Raw genomic sequence first — 18,030 nt, forward strand, 5'->3', positions numbered from 1 at the left:
GTCGTCCGAGAAGGATCGCAGCCATGAAAAACGCCGTTCTGCTCGTGCTCGGCTTCGTGACCGCAATGGCTTCGGCCGCGGCGGGAAAGGACATGTCGCCGCAAGAACTTGCGGGCCGAACGATCGAGCGCCGCGCGGTGGAGGCCGTGATCTGGGGCATCCCGGCGGTCAACTACGACCTCATGCTTCAGCAGATGCTGGGCAAGACGAAAGCCAAGGTCAACGAGGTCCTCTACTGGGGCCGCCCCCTCGATTGGCACAACCAGACGCTGACTCCCAATCCCGACGCGATCTACTTCATGACGTTCTACAACACCAAGGACGTCGGGCCGGTCGTGATCGAGATTCCGGCGGCGGCCGACGACGGCTCGCTTAACGCCAACATCGTCAATCCATGGCAGGTGCCGCTGGAGGACGGTGGGCTTCACGGGGCCGACCAAGGCAAGGGCGGCAAGTACCTGCTGCTCCCGCCCGGCTATTCCGGCCAGGTTCCGGACGGCTACTTCGCGCTCCAGCCCGGCACGTTCGGCGGCTACGCGCTCCTGCGCTCGAACCTCAAGAGCCACAGCGCCGCGGACGTCGCGGCGGCGGTGGACTACGGCAAGCGGGCGAAGGTCTATCCGCTCTCCCAGGCGGCCGCCCCGCCGGAGACAGTCTTCACCGACGCCGCCGACATCGTGTTCGACTCCACGATACGGTACGACGCCAGCTTCTTCGAGGGGCTGAACAGGATCGTCCAGTCCGAGCCTTGGCTCGACCGCGATCGCGCGATGATCGATCCGCTTCGATCGCTCGGCATCGAGAAGGGCAAGGCGTTCGCTCCTGACGCTGCGACCGCGCAGGGGCTCGAAACAGGGATCCACGAGGCGCGAGCCTGGCTGGAGGCGAAATACGACGCTGGATTGCCGTCCTTCTTCGGAGGCGGCCATTGGACCTTCCCGGCGCCCCCGGACCTCATCAAGGATGGCCAGGCGGGATTCGCCGATCCCGACACCTACCCGACCGACTCCAGGGGCCTCGCGTACAGCTACGCCTACATCGGCATCAAGCGGCTTGGGGCCGGCCAGTTCTACCTGATCACCATCCGCGACAAGGACGGAAACGCCTTCGACGGCGGCCAGTCCTACCGCCTGACGGTGCCGGCCAACGCGCCCGTGGAACAGTACTGGTCGGTCACGGCCTATGACCGTGAGACTCACGCTCTGATCCGCAACATGCCGCGCGCCAGCCGCTCGTCGCAGGTTCCGGAGATGCAGAAGAACCCGGACGGCTCAATCGACGTCTTCTTCGGACCCGCCGCGCCCGAAGGCAAGGACTCGAACTGGGTCCCGACCGATCCCGCCCGCAAGTTCGAGCTGATGTTCCGGCTCTACGCGCCGACGAAGGCGCTGTTCGAGAAGACCTGGACATTGCCCGACGTCGAGAAGGCCGCCCGGCGGTGATTGGAAGGAGCATGCTCATGCGCAATCTTGTCGCGGTTCTCCTTTGCTGCGCCGCCTTCGGTTCAGCTCAGGCGCAGACCGCGTCGCCGGCAGCGGCCGATGCTTCGGTCCTCGTCACCGCCGACAATTTTCCTCGCGCCGAAAGCGACCTGTACTTCGCGAACATCGTCAAGGACGGCGGTCTAGGAAAATTCGTGCATCGACGCGAACCAGCCGCCATCGACAACCAGACCGTCATCAGGCTCAACCGCGACACGCTCTACTCCGCCGCGGTCTTCGACCTCGACGCTGGCCCAGTCGCCGTCACCCTGCCGAACGCTGGTGGACGGTTCATGTCTCTGCAGGTGATCGACGAGGACCAATATACGCCGATGGTCGTCTACGGGGCCGGAGCGACGCGGCTGAGCAGGGAAACCACCGGGACGCGCTATGCGCTGGTCGCAATTCGAACGCTCGTCGACCCGTCGGATCCGGGAGACGTGAAGGATGTCCATGCGCTGCAGGACGCCATCACGGTGGAACAGGCGAGCGTCGGCAGCTTCGAAATCCCGAGGTGGGACCAAGCAAGCCAGAAGAAAGTGCGGGAGGCGCTGCTGGCGCTGGGATCAACTCTTCCCGACCTGAGCAACATGTTCGGCACGAAGGATCAGGTGGACCCCGTGCGTCGGCTGATCGGCTCCGCATCCGCCTGGGGCGGCAATCCTTCGAAGGAGGCGACCTACCTCAATTTCACCCCGGCGAAGAACGACGGGACGACGATCTACCGTCTGACCGCAAAGGACGTGCCGGTCGAGGGGTTCTGGTCGATCAGCCTCTACAACGCGCAAGGCTACTACGAACAGAACGCGTTGAACGCCTATTCGATCAACAACATCACGGCCAAGAAGAGCGACGATGGCTCGGTGACCGTTCAGTTCGGAGGCTGCGACGGCAAGGTCTCGAACTGCCTCCCCATCATGGCGGGCTGGAACTATTTGGTGCGCCTCTACCGACCGCGAACCGAGATTCTTGACGGCTCTTGGAAGTTCCCGGAGCCGCAGCCCGCGATGTGAACGCGCTTTGTCGAAGGGTCTCGATGGATCGATCGGCGGCGGCGCACGCTATCAAGGAGGCCCCGACTGCATCGTCTCGGTGAGGACGCGCATGCTCAAGGACATCCCGATCGACGAGATCACACGGGTGATCGGCCTCGCGACTGCTCCCGCTTTCCTGCTCGGGGCCGTGGCCGGACTCCTCTCGCTCCTGAACGCCAGACTTGAAGCGATCATGGCGTGGAGCAGGAAACTCCATGCGATCGACAAGGATGATGAGGCGCGCAATTGGTTGAGGGCGGACATCCCGCGGACGAAGCGACGGGGACGCGTCACGGAGACCGCGATCGGTCTGTGCGCGTTCTGCGGGATCGTGACCGGATGGATGGTCGTGCTGGTGTTCGTGGACGCGCTGTTCGGTCTTCAGAATAGCCGCGCTGTCGCGGTCATGTTCATTGGCGCCATGACCCTGCTCACCACCGCTCTTTTCGCCCTGATGCACGAGGTTCGGTTGTCGATGGGCGGTTGCGCGCACCAGGATCTCTGACGTCCGCCGAACATCACTGGCCTACGCACACCGAGAATGACGATTTCGCCTATAGGCATGCGGAACGTCCTGCTCCCGAAACCAAAGCTCCTCAGCGCTGAGATGGTCGAACCAATTATCCGCGGCTCAGCTTGGAGCGGCAAGTGGGCTAGCATTACCGCAAAAGCGGAGCGCACGCTCGTCGCGTCCGGCGGACGTGAGGCGCGAGCGCGTCTTCTCCCGCAAGGTGAAAAAGTCATCCCGACCCAAGTTGGAAGGTCACTGAAGAATCGCGACTCTCAGTCCTGCTCGGGCAATGCAAATGTCCGCATTCGGGCAGCGCACCAATGTCGCCTTTCGGCGCCAAGCGGCCGTGGCCGCCGGTCAAACCATCGGCTCTTTCATAACGTCCTTCAGAGCACTAAGCGGATCGAACCCTATCGCTTCGGCAAGCGCGAGATATTCGACGACATCGATCCGTCGCTCGTTGCGCTCGATATCCGCAACGTAGGACTGCGGTCTTCCCAGACGCCCCGCAACGGTCGTTTGGGACAAGCCGGCGGCTTGACGCGCGCTTACGACGATCGTGCGAAGACGCTGGTAACGCGGGGACCGGAGATCGCGCGGCAACGGCGGCGTCCACTCAAAGAGGCGACGCCCGCGTAATTGGATTTCCAGATTATCGAGAATTGGGATAATGAGTGGGCGCTGCGTTACCTTACCCAGGCCTCATCATGGATTATTTGTTCCTCGCCACCTCAATCATATTGATAATTCTATATTTGCTGTGGCCTCACATGCCACTCAGCCCGGCAAGGGCGAATAACAATTCGCTGAGGCGACGGTTGTTCTTCGCCGCAACTACAGCCTTCGTCATCTACTGCATCCTAGTGGGCTTTGAAAACGATCGTATCGCGCGAGAACGTGGCTTTGCTAGCGCTTTTGAAATGGGAGATGCGAGGCGTCACAATGTCGACGATCCCGCGGTGTGGAAAGCCAGAACAGAAGAAGCGAAAAGATTGGAAGCGGCGCGAAAAGCTGCCGACGAGGCCAGCGCCCGAGAGGAAGCGGCGCGCGCGTCAGCTAACGCCGAGCTGAATGGCACGGAATGCGAGCGAAGCATCCAGTGCATCGGCGACAAGAAGCTCATCGCAGCGGGCTTCGAGTGCAAGGATCCCGTGGAGCGGCTCGCCCAATATCAGGCGGAGTGGACGGACGGCTTTTTCGAACCGAAGTTTTCGCGCTTTTGGTGGAAGGACCGCACAGCCGGCGTCGTCACGTTCGCAGGAGACAAAGTCCGGTTCCAGAACGGCTTCGGAGCATGGCGAAATATGGTCTACCAGTGCGACATGGACATCAAGACCGAACGCGTTCTGGCGGTTCGCGCTGAAGCCGGACGCTTGACGCCGTGAGCCGGGCTGAGCCTATCCCCCGTTCCATAACGATCGATGTCCGCTTCTCGCACGAGCGCCTGGATCTGCTTCTGGACCCAATGCGGTCCTTCAGTATGTCTGGTTCCAGGCTATGCCTTGCCACTTTGCGGCGAAGGTCGACTTTGTACCGCACGCCATTAACCTATCCCGGCGTGAGCACCTCCTCGACATCGAACCGCGCCGGCGTCAGGCCGCAGTCGTGACTGTACCACTGTCGGAGCTCGTCCCTCCGACCATCGCTCAAGATTCAATTGGAAATCCTTCGGTCGGCTTAGCATCCGAAGGATGGCTTCAATGGCGGAAATCTTCTCGAAACTCGGCCAAGCGCTTTTGATGGCGTTCGGAATGTTCTGGCAGACGGGTTGGACGCTCGTCTTCGGCTTCACGATCTCGTCTCTATTGCAGTCGATCGTCTCGACAGACGCCATGAAGAGCGCGCTCGGCCGCGGCGGAGCGAAGGAGATTGCGCTCGCAAGCATCGCCGGCGCGGCGAGTTCGAGCTGCTCCTACGCCTCCGCCGCCATCATGCGCACCCTCTTCAAGAAGGGCGCGGCTCTTGTGAACGCGCTCGCCTTCCTGTTCGCCTCCACGAACCTTGTGCTCGAGCTCGGCGTGATCCTGCTTCTACTGCTCGGGTGGCAGTTTGCGGCGGGCGAATGGATCGGCGGGATCGTGCTCATCATAGTGATGAGCGCTGTCGTGAAGCTGACCTATCCGGAACAGCTGGTAAAAGGGGCGCGCCGTCACGAGGAGAAGAGCGGCGGTCATCAGCACATGACGATGGTGGTCGAGGGCGACACCTGGAAGGACCGTCTCGCCAACCCGGTCACGCGGGTCCGCGTCGCCCAGAATTTCGCGATGGAATGGTCGATGCTCTGGAAAGATCTGGCGATCGGCTTCCTTGTCGGCGGGCTCTTGTCCGCCTTCGTGCCCGACGCGTTCTGGAAGGCGCTGTTTCTCGCCGACGCATCCCCCTGGATCCAAATACCGGCCAACGCCGTTCTGGGTGCGGTCATCGCGATGCTGACCTTCGTATGCTCGATCGGCAACGTGCCTCTCGCGGCTGTACTGTGGGGGGACGCGCGAGTTTCAGCGGCGTGCTCGCCTTCCTGTACGCCGACCTCATCGTATTGCCGCTGCTCGACGCCTACCGCCGCTATTTCGGCTGGAGGATGGCGGCCTTCCCAATCACTGCCAACAACTGCCGGATGGGCGAGGATCACGCTGGCAACTGCTGAACCACGAAACTCTCGAACCGCATCGATTGGCGCCTGTGTCTTCTTTGCTCCGCTTCGCAAAGCCTTAACACATTATCCCAAATCTCGATTATCTGAAATTTCAATTACCGGGGTGCCCGCTCCTCAAGGCGGAAAACCCGACCATTGGCCCGCGACCTTCGCTCCCCGCGTTACCAGCGTCTGCGTGACCTCGTCGTCGAAGCGCGCAAGGCCGCGGGCCTGTCCCAGGCTAACGTCGCACAGCGCCTTAAGCGGCCGCAGTCGTACGTCGCTGACATCGAGCGAAATGAGCGCCGCATTGATGTGACCGAATTCATCGCCCTATCAGAAGCGGTCGGCTTCAATCTGCTGAGCGTTCTTCGTGAGGTTGCGGAGGCTCCTCAAACATAGAAGAGCGCGGCGAGGCATCCAACTTTCATCGTTGAAGCGCCCGTTCTCCCCTGTTCCGATAACGATCGATAACGATCGCCGGTGGGCGACCTTTCGGCGCCAAGAGCGAACCTTGTTCTCAAGTCAGAACGCGGACGAAGCCGGCTATCGATGGAGCGAAGAGGCTATGCGTTCAGATGAATCCTTGATCGCCGCGACACGTGCCGGGTGCGCGATCGAAGACGGGTTTTGCTCCGGAAGTGGTCGCTGGACTGGCAGGATCAGCGTGAGGTCGTGGTCGCTCCTGTCCAGCGGGATGCGCACGCCGTCTTCGGTCCTTGTCACCGTCTGGCCGTCAAGGACAGTTGATCCTACATCGTCGGACGAGCGTCGAACCTCGATCCGGCAACGCGTTGAGTCGACGGTGATCGTGGCCTCGAAGCCTGGCCAGTCATCGGGGATGCAAGGCGCGACGAGAAGCGCTGCGCCTTGGCGGCTCACGCCGAGAATACCCTCCAGTCCGGCGCGGTACATCCAGGCGGCGGAGCCAGTGTACCAGGTCCATCCGCCCCGGCCTGCGTGCGGCGCGACGGAGTAGACGTCGGCTGCGACGACGTAGGGCTCGACCTTGTAGCGCTCGGCTCCCGCCGGATCGCGCGCGTGGTTGATAGGGTTCAGCAGCGCAAACAGCTCGTGCGCCTTCGCGCCGGCGCCAAGTTTGGCGAAGGCGAGGATCGCCCACATCGCGGCGTGACTGTACTGGCCGCCATTCTCACGCAGGCCCGCGGGATAGCCCTTGATGTAGCCGGGGTCGTGGATCGTGGAGACGAAAGGGGGCGTGAACAGCACGGCGATCGCCTCGTTGCGGCGGATGAGATGGGCGTCGACGGACGCCATCGCCTGGGCCGCGCGCGCGGGTTCAGCCGCGCCGGACAGCACCGCCCAGGTCTGGGCGATGGAATCGATCCGGCACTCCTCACTGGTCGTGGAACCCAGCCACGCCCCATCATCGAAGGTCGCGCGCCGGTACCACGCGCCGTCCCATGCCTCGCGTTCGATCGATGCCCGCACCGTCTCGGCATGCTCCCGCCAGCGGGCGGCTCGCGCCGGGTCGCGAGCTTCGGCAAGGGGCGCGAACAGCGCGACCGCGCGGATGAACAGCCAGCCCAGCCACACGCTCTCGCCCGCTCCGCCCTCGCCGACGCGGTTCATGCCGTCGTTCCAGTCGCCGGTTCCCATCAGCGGAAGCCCGAGTGGGCCGGTCAATGCGACGCACTGATCGAGTCCGCGCGCGCAGTGCTCGAACACCGAGGCGCGGTCGGCCGACTCCATCGGCTGGAAGAACGCGTCGTGTTCGCCAGGCTTCAGCAGCGGCCCGTCGAGGAAGGGCGTCTCCTCGTCGAGCACGGCGGCGTCGCCGGACGACGCCACATAGGTCGCGACCGCGAAGGAGAGCCACACGCGGTCGTCGGAGATGCGCGTGCGCACGCCCTGGCCGGAATGCGGCAGCCACCAATGCTGGACGTCGCCTTCCGGAAACTGCCGGCTCGACGCGCGCAGCAGGTGGCTTCGGGTCTCCGCGGGATCAGTGAGCGACAGCGCCATGCCGTCCTGCATCTGGTCGCGGAAGCCATAGGCGCCGCTCGCCTGATAGAAGCCGGTACGCGCCCAAATCCTGCAGCCGAGCGCCTGATAGAGCAGCCAGCCGTTCAGCATCACGTCCATCGCCCGGTCGGGGGTGCGGACATGCACGGCGCCGAGCCGCTTCTCCCAGCCCTCTGTCACCGCCGCCAGAACCGCGTCCAGATCGGCCTCGCGATAGCGCCGGACGAGCGCCCGGGCCTCATCGTCGCCGATGGACTGGCCGAGCAGCCATACAACCTCAACGCTCTCATTCGGGGCGAGCGTCACGCCGGTTGACAGCGCAGCGCATGGATCGAGCCCGGCGCCGGCGGCGCGGCCGAGGGGCGAGCTGCGGAGCAACGCCGCGGGCGCATGCGGCCCGCCGTGGCGGCCGAGGAATTCGCAGCGGTCCGCCGTCCAGCCGGTCTGCCGGCCCGCGAGATCGGCGAAGGCCACGCGACCGGGGAACGCCGAGCCCCAGGGATTGCGCGCAAACAGCGCCCCGGTGTCGCCGTCGATCGCCGTGACGACAAAGGGGGCGGAGTTCGAGCGCGTGGAGCCGAGCGTCCACTCCGCGAAGGCCGTCACCGAAAGGCGGCGGGGGCGGTCCGTCATGTTGCGGAGCGTCAGGCGGGAGATCTTGATCGGATCGTCGACAGGCACGAACTGCGTCAGCTCCAGCGCGACGCCGTTCGCCTCATGCTCGAAGCGGCTGTAGCCGAAGCCGTGCCGGGCGACATAGCGGCCGCCGTCTGAGATCGGCTGCGCGGTCGCCGTCCAGAAAGCGCCGGTTTCCTCATCGCGAAGGTAGAGCGCTTCGCCCGCGGGGTCGGCGACCGGGTCGTTCGACCACGGCGTCAGTTGGTTTTCACGGCTGTTTTCGGACCAAGCGCCGCCGCTTCCGCCGGCCGAGACTTGAAAGCCGAAGCTGCGATTGGCGATGACGTTGATCCAGGGCGCCGGCGTCGTACGCCCACGATCGAGAATCGTGACGTATTCCCGGCCGTCTTTCCCAAAGCCTCCGAGCTCGTTGAAGAACTCGAGAGCATCGGCCGGATCAGGGCTCCGTGACGCCATGGCTGCAGGCCGCGAATTGGCGCGGGCGGCGGGCGCTGCGCGGACCGCCGGCTTCGGTAGGCGCGCAAGCTGCGCTGAAATCGACCCGTGGCGCGCGACGAGAACGACGCGGGCGACAGACAGGATCAGATTGCGGCCTTCGAGCGTAAGGAGATCGGCGCGCAGGGCGTGGACCGCCCCTTGAGCCGGCGCGTCGCCGAAGCGCGGCCGCGACTGGCTGCTGCGCACGGCGATGTCGATTGCGATCTGGAGGTCCTGGAGATAAGACGACGCATGCTCGTTGATGATGACTAGATCGACGCCGATCTGCTTGATGCGCCAGTATTCGTGCGCGCGCAGAAGCTGACGGACCTGCGCCATGTCTTCGACATCGTCGATGCGCAGAAGCACGATCGGCAAATCGCCGGAGACTGAGTACGGCCACAGGCCGGACTGGGCTCCGGACCCTCGCACGATGACATCGGACGGGGCCCTGAAACGCGCGTCTGGATAAAGCAGCGGCGCCGCAAGCCGCTGAAAGTCTGCAGCCTCGTCGGCCGTCACGCCGAGATGGCGGAGCTGCACCTGGGCCTGCGTCCAGGCGAGGGTCTTGGCGCGATCGAAGGCGCTTCGGTCGAGATGGGTGTCGACAAGGTCAAGCAGTTCGGCGCGCGATGGCGCGACCACGGTCCAGAAGGAGACGCGCGCGGTCCCGCCAGGCGGAACGATCACGCGGCGCCTAATGGCGAAGACGGGGTCGAGCACCGTTCCGACGGTGTTCGACAAAGGCGAAGCGGCGCGGCGGGCGAACGCCTCGGCCGGCGACAGGCTGCGGCCGAGGAATTTCGCGCGGTCGGTCTCGTATTCGGGATCGGCCGAGGATTCGCCTTCGACGACCGCGAAATGCGCCGCGCAGACGGCTGCTTCTCCTTTGGTGCGCGGCCGGCGGGTCGCGATCAGGGCGCCGAACTCGGCCAGATGCTCGGTCACCACGAAGAGCTTGGAGAACGCTGGATGTGCGGTGTCCGATGCAGGCGGCGCGAGAACGACCTCGGAATATGAGGTCAGCTCGATTTCGATCGCCGCCCGGCCGGTATTGGCGAGTTTGACCCGCCGGACTTCGCCGTCGATCTCGCCTGACACCAGGATGTCCATCGTGGTGGTGAGCGCGCCGTCGCGGCGGACGAACGTCGCGTGGTCCTCGCCGAACGTCACCTCCTGAGCCGGCCCGGCGGCGCCGAGCGGTTGCGCGGATGCAGACCACACCCGCCCGGACCCGACGTCGCGCAGAAGGACGAAGGAGCCGAGATCGTCGAGCGTGGGGTCGGCCCGCCACCGCGTCACCGCAAGGTCGCGCCAGCGGCTGTAGCCGGTCCCTTCCGCGGTCAGCATCACGGCGTAGCGACCGTTCGAGAGCACGTGCGTCACCGGCGTCTCGGCGGTCGACGGCGTGACGTGACGAACCGTCGAGACTTTCGCGATCTCGTCAGGAGTGGCTTTGACCTCCTCCGCTCTCGGCTGGGCCACCGCGACGTCGCGCGGCATGCGCTCCTGGAGCAGGAGCTCGCAGGCCTGGATCATCGGCTCGCGGTGGAAGCGCGCGCGCATGCTTCCGCCATGCAGCACGTTCGCGAGCGCTACGATGGTCATGCCCTGATGATGGGCCATGTAGTTGCGGACGATTGCGACGCTCGCCCCGTCCGGCAGCCGAGATCTCGTGAAGTCGAGCGCCTCGTAGAAACCGTATTGGCCGTTTGCTCCAAGTTCCGCGAGCCGGGCGAAGTTCGCCCTGGCGCCCTGCGGATCGACCATCGCCGCAAGGCCCGTCGCATAAGGCGCGATCACGGCGTTGTCGGCCAGGCCGCGCTTCAGCCCCAGGCCCGGAACGCCGAAGTTCGAGTATTGGTAGGTGAATTCGAGATCGCGCGCGTTGTAGGCGGATTCCGAGACGCCCCAGGGCGCGGAGAGCGCTCGCCCGTATTCCTGCTGGCGGCTCACCACGAGACGGTTCGTCTCGTCGAGCAGGCTTCCAGCCGGGGCGCGCATCACGAGCGACGGCATCAGATACTCGAACATCGAGCCCGACCAGGACACCAGCGCGGAGCCGCCCCCGATCGGCGTGGCGGTCCGGCCAAGCCGGAACCAGTGCCGCGTCGGCGCGTCGCCCTTGGCGATCGCGAACAGGCTGGCGAGGCGCGCCTCGGAGGCAAGAAGGTCGTAGCAGCTGGGATCGAGCCGGTTGTCGGGCAGCGAATAGCCGATCGACAGAAGCTTGCGCTCGGGATCGAGGAGGAAGGCGAAATCCATCTCGAGCGCGGTTGCGCGGGCTTCAGCAGCGATCGCCGAGAGCCGGGCGTCGAGCGCCGATGAGTCGCCAGCCCGATCGCGCGCCTGGGATGCGACCGAGCGCGCGAAGGCGCCGATCCAGAAGGTGAAATCGCTTTCGCCGTCGCTATCGGCCGGCGGCAGTGAGTCCCGTGCGAGACGAAGGGCCTTGTCGGCGAGTCTCGCGAGCGCGGGCGCGAGAGTGACGAGCGCAACGGATCCCCTGAGCTGCGCGTCGATTTCGTCGAGGATCGCCGCGATCGCGGCCCCGCGAACGTCGCCGTTGGGAACTAGTATCGCGAGGGCCTGCCGGGCGAGCGCGAGATCGTCCGTAAACCCCTCCCGGGCGTCCCGGACGCTCGGCGCCTGCGCCCATTCCTCACAGGCGTTGGCGAGGGCGATCAGGTGGCCGGCGAGGTTGCCGCTGTCCACGGTTGAGACATAGGCCGGAATGAGCGGCTCGCCGTTCGCCGTCCCGTACCAGTTCAGGAAATGGCCGCGATGCCGCTGCAGCGTCCGGAGCGACGCGAAGGTCGCCTCGATCCGCTCCACGGTCTCGGTCACGCCCGCCCAGCCAAAGTCCCGTGCGGCGACGGCCGAGAGGAGATAGATTCCGACGTTCGTTGGCGAGGTCCTCCGGGCCACCACCGGCTTCGGATCCTCCTGGAAGTTATCCGGCGGCAGCATGCTGTCCGCGGGCGTCACGAAGGTTTCGAAGAAGCGCCACGTCCGGCGCGCGATAAGGCGCAGTTCGGTCGCTTCGTCCGCCGTCAGCGCGCGCCCAAGCGCCGGTTTGGGGGATCTGCTGACCCAAAGAGCCAGAGCCGGCGCCGCGCCCCAAGCGACCGCGAAGGGCAGGATCAGCGGCCAGGACGCCGGCGCGATGAGGAGGCAGAACAGGCAGAGCCCGACGCCGAGAAGCGTTCCGCCGCCCATCAGGCCGTAGAAACCCGGCAGGTCCAGCCGCGGCGTGGCCGTGGATTGCGCCGCAGTCGTCCACTGCAGCAGCAGCCGGCGCGTGCGGAACACCCGCACGAGCGTGCGAATGATGGCGTCGCCCATCCGCCACGCTTGATCGGGCAGGAAGGCAAGCTGGAGCCCGAGCTGAGCGCTGGCGAGCTTCAGATCGGCCACGAGCCTGCGGTTATGCGCGCCAAGATGAACGCCGGCGCGGGCCGGAACGACCGCGAAGATGAGCGCGAGCGCGGCCGGAATGGCCGCCGCCGCGACGACGGCCAGCACGCCGAGGACAGCGGCTGGAAGCGGCAGCAGCCAGCAGGCCGCGAGCGTCGCGAGGAGCGCCGGCGCGGCCAGTGAACGCCGCAGGTTGTCGAGCATTTTGCCGCGTCCGACGCCGGGCAGGCCGGAGCGCCCCTGACCGATGCCGAACACCCATGGCAGGAGCTGCCAGTCGCCACGCGTCCAGCGATGCTGCCGGCGCGCCGCTACGTCGTAACGCGACGGGAAATCTTCGATGACCTCGACGTCGGATGCGAGGCCAGCGCGCGCGAACACGCCCTCGAAGAGGTCGTGGCTCAGCATCGCGTTGTCGGGCGTGCGGCCCAAAAGCGCGGCCTCGAAAGCGTCGACGTCGTAGATGCCCTTGCCCGTGTACGAGCCCTCGCCGAACAGGTCCTGATAGACGTCCGAGACGGCCGCCGCGTAGGGGTCGACGCCCCCTGGCGCCGAGAACGCCCGCTGATAGATCGATCCCTCCCGACCGATCGGGAGGGACGGGGTGACCCGTGGCTGCAGGATGCCGTAGCCGCCAACGACGCGGTGGCCTGTCGCGTCGAAGGTCGGTCTGTTCAGCGAGTGCGCCATCTTGCCGATCAGCCGCGCCGCGGCGTCACGCGGAAGCCGGGTGTCGGCGTCGAGCGTTATGACGAAACGGACGTCCGTGGGGACCCTCGCATGAAGTCCGGTTTCGGCCGCGAACGTGGTGTCGGTCGCGCCCCGCAGGAGCCGGTTGAGCTCGTGCAGCTTGCCGCGCTTGCGCTCCCAGCCCATCCAGACGCCTTCCTCGGCGTTGAAGAGCCTCCTGCGGTGAAGCAGAAGGAAGCGGTCGCCGGCGGGCCCCGGTCCGTAGCGCGCGTTCAACCGGGCGATCGCCGCCGCGCCCGCCGCGAGGAGCGTGTCGTCTCCCTCAAGCGTCTCGTGTTCGGCGTCGACCCCGTCGGACACCAGCGCAAAGGTGAGATCGCCGCCAGCGCCTGCGAGATGGTGGATCTCGAGCCGGCCGATATGCTCCAGCAGGTCCGCCTCGCCCGTCAGCATGGTCGGCATCGCGACGAGCGTGCGGTGGCTCGACGGAACTCCGGTCGACAGGTCCAAGCCCGGCAGGACGTGCGCGCCGAAGCTCCATGAGATCAGCCGGTTGATCAGCGCGGTCGCGACATCCGTCGCCGGCGCGAAAGCAAGCGCCGCGATGACGAGAAGCCAGCCGGCGCCTGCTCCGTGCGAAGCGAGCGCGGAAAAAACGGCAGCGAGCAGGACGCAAGCGACGACGAGGATCGCGCTGACATAGCCGCCGATGCCGAGTCGCACGCTGAACCGGTAGAACCGCAGCGCCGGAGGAGGTCGAAAGCCGATCGTTCGCTCCAGCGCGGGTCGGCCTTCCGCGATGAGGTGGAAGCCGGGATCACGGCCGCGGCCGAAATCGTCCTGCCGAACGCTCCGCTCCGCGTTGCGCGTCGCCTCCAGCGCGGCGTCCGCGACCTCGAGCTCCGAGGCGGACGAGCCGCGCGCGAGCTGCTCGATGGCGCCGCGGTAAAGGTTGCGGGTCGCGAAATCCATCGCCGCGAAGTCGCTCGCCTCGCGCAACCGCGCATCGACGAGGCTGACGCTTTCGAACAGCTCCGCCCAATCGATGTCTGAGATCAGCCGCATGCTGGTGATGATGTTGCGGATGGTCACGTTGGATGCGCCCTGGCGCTGCTGGGCGTGCCGCACCGCCTCGTCGATCGACGAGCCTTGCAGCGTCAGCCGGGCGTCCAGCCACTCAAGCGCGGGGTTGGTGCGTGGATCCTGATCGCGGAATCGCTTGGCGAGCTGCGCCGCGAACAGCTCCGAGACAGGGCCCGCCGAGCGGGTCGCTATGTCGGCGTCGAGCGCCGAACGGTCGCCGCCCGCAACGCGCAGACGGTTCGCGAGCGCTTCCGCGTCGGCGCGCGCTGTCCGGCCGGCGTCGATCTGGTCCGCGAGCCTTCTGAGGTTCTCGATCAGCACGATCCGCAACGTGATCGGCGCCGCCCAGAGTTCGCCGATGGTGAGGGGCTGCACGCGCTGATAGGCGGTGACGAAGCGGGCGAGAGTTGCAGGATCGAAATGGCTGTCGGTATGGGCGACGAAGGCCCAGGCGATGCCCAAGACCCGAGGATAGCCGGCGAACGGGCCAGTCGCGAGCTTTGGTAGCTGCCGGTAGTAGCCAGCGGGCAGGTCCTCGCGGATCTCGCGGATCTGGTCTTCGACAAGGTGGTAATTGTCCAGCAGCCATTCGGCGGCAGGAACCACGTCTCGCCCGCTCTCGAGCTCCTCGGCGCTCGCCCTGTAGGCGAGCAAAAGCGCGCGCGCGTTGTCGTCGAGGCGCGATCTCAGCGACCGGACGGATGGCGGATCGGCCGTGACCGGCTGTGCGGCCGCGAGGCTCTCGGCGTGCTGTTCAAGCCGCTCGGCGCCGAACATCTCCTCGCGGACCGGAGAGACGTCGTTCCACGGAGGCGTGACGCGACGGCGCGCGATGAGACTCTGCGCGTAGAGGAGCATGGTCGCCTTTCAGGCATGGCCACGAACGGGCTCGGGCTCGGGAAAGAGCTACAGCGTGGATGCGGCGGTTAACGCTGCATCCACGCTCAGCCGGGTACTGACGACGCAAGCGACCGCCCGGTTTGGGAGATTAGAACGGCGCAGCACTCTTGCGGTCCGCGTCGAGGGCGGCTTCGAGATCAGCGCGCTCCACGAGGTGCGTTTTATGCAGTCCTGACCGGACCGCGATCGCCGGCGTATGGATCGTCGTTGCAGTCCGCCTATAGGCGAGGAACGAGATGCCCGGAATCTCCTCCTCGTCGATGACGAGGAGATAGGTCCCGGCCGGCTGCGCTCCGTTGATCCCGGCAAGCGAAAACGGCCGGCGGAACATCACCGTCGTTTCGGTGGTGCGGTCCGGCATGACCGAGGCCTCAGGACTTCTTGGGCTTGGGCGACGTTGCGGTCGAAGCCGAAACGCCGCGGGTCAGGCCGGCCGGCGCAGCCGCAGGCGCTTTCGGCTTTTTGGGCTTCTTGGCTTCCTTGTTGCCGCGCTTTTGTTCCTTGGCCATCTACTTTCCTCCATCACGAATTGCCGGACATCGTCGCCGGCGGAAAAGGAAAGCCCCGCCGCCTCTAACGAGACGACGGGGCCTAAGACGCCAGAAGAGACGCTAGGCCCTCTTCGGCGATGAAGCAGCGTGGCCTGAACTCAATCGCCAGTACATCCGTGGTCGATTTCGTCTGAATGCCGCGCTTTTGCCGGATCGCCCGAAGTTCGGGGGGCGGTCCGGCGGCTCGATCAGGCCAGAACCTGGATCTTCTCGGCCGACATTTTGCCGCTTCTGCCGTCGAGCACCAGGTCGAAACCGACCTTCTGGCCTTCCTACAGATCGGCGATGCCGGCGCGCTCCAGCGCGCTCATGTGGACGAAGGCGTCGGCGCCGCCATCATCCGGCGCGATAAACCCGAAGCCCTTCTGGGCGTTGAACCATTTCACGGTTCCCGATGTCATGGGAAACCCTCTCGATCTTGATTAGCGAAGCGCTCTCACTTAAGGGGCACCGTCGAACTTGCTGTTTTCAGAAAATAAAATTGGCGAAAAGAGCGCTAAACGCCCGCTCCGACCAAATCAACAAAACGATACGACAACCCAACCTGCGCTAATTAGTAGGCCATTACAACGAGAAATTCATCGCCGGCCCTCGCAATTCAGCGACCCGCTACGTAGCGGTCAGAAATATATTATTTTGCTTATCAACGAACTCGCGGAGTATACAGTCTAGGACTGGCTGACGGTTGGCTGCGCCTAAGAGGCTCGGAGCCGATGAGTTGAGGAACGCCACCGGCCTCGAGCACCAGCCCAAGCTTGCGAATTTCTCCGATCTCTCCGACTCGTGGGCGACGGACCGCTCGGAGGCGACGATCGATGTCGAATTCGTGGACTGCGTTGGCAGCCATCTCCTCGGCTGCGGTTGTCGCGTCAACAGAGGGCCCAGTACTGGCTGACCGAGCCATCACCCTCTAGAAAGCGGACGTCCGCAGCTTCCACTTAGGGTCAACATCAGCATTTAGCGCTTCTTCTGCGCGGGAGGCTCTACGACCTCGTCGAGCAACCTTGAGCTCGGCAGACCCAGCGCAGCCGCAATGACTTCCAGCACCGTCACGGTAGGGTTTCGGACCCCACGCTCAACTCCGGAAACATACGTCCGGTGGAGCTTCGCCTCGAATGCGAGCGCCTCCTGAGACCAGCCCTTCTCCTGTCGCAACCGCTTCACGTTGAGGCCGACCCGGCGACGTACGTCCATGCTCGGACGGTCACGATGATGTCGCCTATCGATCTACAGACGATGAGTCTCATTTCACTGGACTGCCGCTCGTAACAGAGCGATGTCGGTCCTGCGCCGAAGGCAGGCGTGTTTGGAGACCATCGTGACCGCCGGAGTGTTCGTGCTGACCGACGCCGCCACCCTGATCCCAATGAAGCAGGCGAGCTTCGTCACCGAGGACGAGTTCCAGAACCTGCTGGCGCGCTTCCCGGAGCTTCTCGTCGGCGATCAGATCGACAGCCAGTCGCCTCGTCGGTTCATCCTCGTCTCACGCGAACAGTCGATCGCCGATCAGGAAGGCGGCGGCGGCCGCTGGTCGGTCGATCATTTATTCATAGATCAGGATGGCGTCCCGACGCTCGTGGAGGTCAAACGATCAAGCGACACGCGCATACGCCGTGAGGTCGTTGGGCAAATGTTGGATTATGCGGCGAACGCCGTCGTGCACTGGCCTGTGCAGAACCTACGTGACAGGTTTGAAACCCAATTGGCGGAGGACGGCGTCGACCCTGCCGCGGCGCTTCGAGACCGTCTCGGTCTGGAAGAGGCGCCGGACGCCTTCTGGGGTCGCGTGGAGACCAACCTCAAGGCCGGTAAGGTCAGATTGTTGTTCGTCGCAGACGTGATCCCGCGAGAGCTGCGGCGGATAGTCGAGTTTTTGAACGAGCAAATGAGCCCAGCTGAGGTTCTGGCAATCGAGTTGCGTCAGTTTCAGGGCGAAGGCTTACGCACCCTCGTCCCGACGGTCATCGGTCAGACGCAGGCGGCGATCCGAAGCAAAATCTCGACCTCGAGCGCGCCGCAGCGAACTTGGGACGAGGCATCGCTTCTCGAAGCGCTCGTTGAGCGAACCGACGAGCGAAGCGCCGCCAATGCACGCGTGATCGTCGACTGGATGAATCAGAACGCCGATCGGGTGACGTTCAATACCAGCGTCAACTGGGGATCGATCACCGCGGCGTTTCTTAGGCCAGGGGCCGAAGTTCCCGCTCTTACGATTTGTATCGACGGTACCATGAGCGTCAACTTCGAATACATGAAGAATAAGCCCGTGTTCGGTGATCTTCATGAGCGAGAAGAGCTTCTCCGCCGCGTCAACGAGACGCCGGGCGTCGCCTTGGCTCCCGCGGCAGCATCCGGGCGCAAGACCATCCGCCTAGCCGCGCTCACGCCCCAGGCCGTCGAGGTGTTTCTGCGCACCATGGACTGGTTCGTCGAACGATGGCGGGGCGAGCCGTGAGCGGCGCCGACGAGCCGTCCATGATCGACTGCGACGGGCGGCCCGAAGGTCAGACTTGCGAGATCTGCGGAGCGTCGCTCGAGCCGGCATCAGGGTTCCTGCCCCCTGTCTGCATCAACCTCGAAGCACGCGAGGATCGCGCGGGAGAGATCGCGCGAACGGCGCATTTTGCGA

The 18,030-nt window shown here is 65.0% G+C and carries 11 protein-coding genes and 2 pseudogenes; 7 read left to right on the plus strand and 6 right to left on the minus strand.

Annotation, left to right across the window (positions count from 1 at the left end; all coding sequences use genetic code 11):
* Nucleotides 1-23: 23 nt before the first annotated feature.
* From EYR15_RS10865 to EYR15_RS10875, 3 genes are all read left to right on the plus strand, one after another.
* A complete protein-coding gene (locus tag EYR15_RS10865) occupies nt 24-1,442 on the plus strand; it encodes a DUF1214 domain-containing protein (RefSeq protein ID WP_131003556.1) in 1,419 nt (472 codons plus the stop codon).
* Between the two features lie 11 nt (nt 1,443-1,453).
* Nucleotides 1,454-2,494 carry a DUF1254 domain-containing protein gene (locus tag EYR15_RS10870; RefSeq protein ID WP_205741618.1) on the plus strand — a complete coding sequence of 347 codons (1,041 nt, stop codon included), beginning with the start codon at nt 1,454-1,456 and terminating at the stop codon, nt 2,492-2,494.
* A 91-nt stretch (nt 2,495-2,585) separates the two neighbouring features.
* Nucleotides 2,586-3,020: a DUF2721 domain-containing protein gene (locus EYR15_RS10875; protein ID WP_131003558.1), complete on the plus strand. Its 435-nt coding sequence runs from the start codon at nt 2,586-2,588 to the stop codon at nt 3,018-3,020.
* Nucleotides 3,021-3,383: 363 nt separating this feature from the next.
* Here EYR15_RS10875 and EYR15_RS10880 read toward each other — a convergent pair whose 3' ends face one another.
* Entirely contained in the window at nt 3,384-3,629 is a 246-nt protein-coding gene (locus EYR15_RS10880; RefSeq protein WP_131003559.1) for a helix-turn-helix domain-containing protein, read from the minus strand.
* 215 nt (nt 3,630-3,844) lie between these two features.
* Between EYR15_RS10880 and EYR15_RS10885 the strand changes: the two genes are divergently transcribed.
* The 3 genes and pseudogenes from EYR15_RS10885 (at nt 3,845) to EYR15_RS10895 (ending at nt 6,060) form a co-directional block, all read left to right on the plus strand.
* On the plus strand, nt 3,845-4,411 hold the full coding sequence (locus tag EYR15_RS10885) for a hypothetical protein (RefSeq protein ID WP_131003560.1): 567 nt from the start codon (nt 3,845-3,847) through the stop codon (nt 4,409-4,411).
* A 315-nt stretch (nt 4,412-4,726) separates the two neighbouring features.
* Nucleotides 4,727-5,497: pseudogene (locus EYR15_RS17170) on the plus strand (permease); the annotation flags it as partial.
* A gap of 317 nt (nt 5,498-5,814) precedes the next feature.
* Nucleotides 5,815-6,060, plus strand: a complete 246-nt coding sequence (locus tag EYR15_RS10895) for a helix-turn-helix domain-containing protein (protein WP_131003562.1) — start codon at nt 5,815-5,817, stop codon at nt 6,058-6,060.
* A 144-nt stretch (nt 6,061-6,204) separates the two neighbouring features.
* Here the strand turns inward: EYR15_RS10895 and EYR15_RS10900 are convergent, their stop codons facing one another.
* The 5 genes and pseudogenes from EYR15_RS10900 to EYR15_RS10915 all read right to left on the minus strand — a co-directional run bounded on the left by EYR15_RS10900 (nt 6,205) and on the right by EYR15_RS10915 (nt 16,595).
* Nucleotides 6,205-14,808, minus strand: a complete 8,604-nt coding sequence (locus EYR15_RS10900; protein WP_131003563.1) for a glycoside hydrolase family 94 protein — start codon at nt 14,806-14,808, stop codon at nt 6,205-6,207.
* A 130-nt stretch (nt 14,809-14,938) separates the two neighbouring features.
* Nucleotides 14,939-15,211, minus strand: a complete 273-nt coding sequence (locus EYR15_RS10905; RefSeq protein WP_131003564.1) for a hypothetical protein — start codon at nt 15,209-15,211, stop codon at nt 14,939-14,941.
* A gap of 10 nt (nt 15,212-15,221) precedes the next feature.
* Nucleotides 15,222-15,359 carry a hypothetical protein gene (locus tag EYR15_RS16990; RefSeq protein WP_165455483.1) on the minus strand — a complete coding sequence of 46 codons (138 nt, stop codon included), beginning with the start codon at nt 15,357-15,359 and terminating at the stop codon, nt 15,222-15,224.
* A 230-nt stretch (nt 15,360-15,589) separates the two neighbouring features.
* Nucleotides 15,590-15,802: pseudogene (locus EYR15_RS17295) on the minus strand (cold-shock protein).
* A 556-nt stretch (nt 15,803-16,358) separates the two neighbouring features.
* Entirely contained in the window at nt 16,359-16,595 is a 237-nt protein-coding gene (locus tag EYR15_RS10915) for a helix-turn-helix domain-containing protein (protein WP_131003566.1), read from the minus strand.
* A gap of 124 nt (nt 16,596-16,719) precedes the next feature.
* On the opposite strand from EYR15_RS10915, the gene EYR15_RS10920 reads away from it, so the two are divergent.
* Entirely contained in the window at nt 16,720-17,856 is a 1,137-nt protein-coding gene (locus tag EYR15_RS10920; protein WP_131003567.1) for a PDDEXK family nuclease, read from the plus strand.
* Nucleotides 17,857-18,030: the final 174 nt, after the last annotated feature.

Origin of the sequence: Hansschlegelia quercus (assembly GCF_004310425.1) — a bacterium.
Classification (GTDB): Bacteria; Pseudomonadota; Alphaproteobacteria; order Rhizobiales; family Methylopilaceae; genus Methylopila; species Methylopila quercus.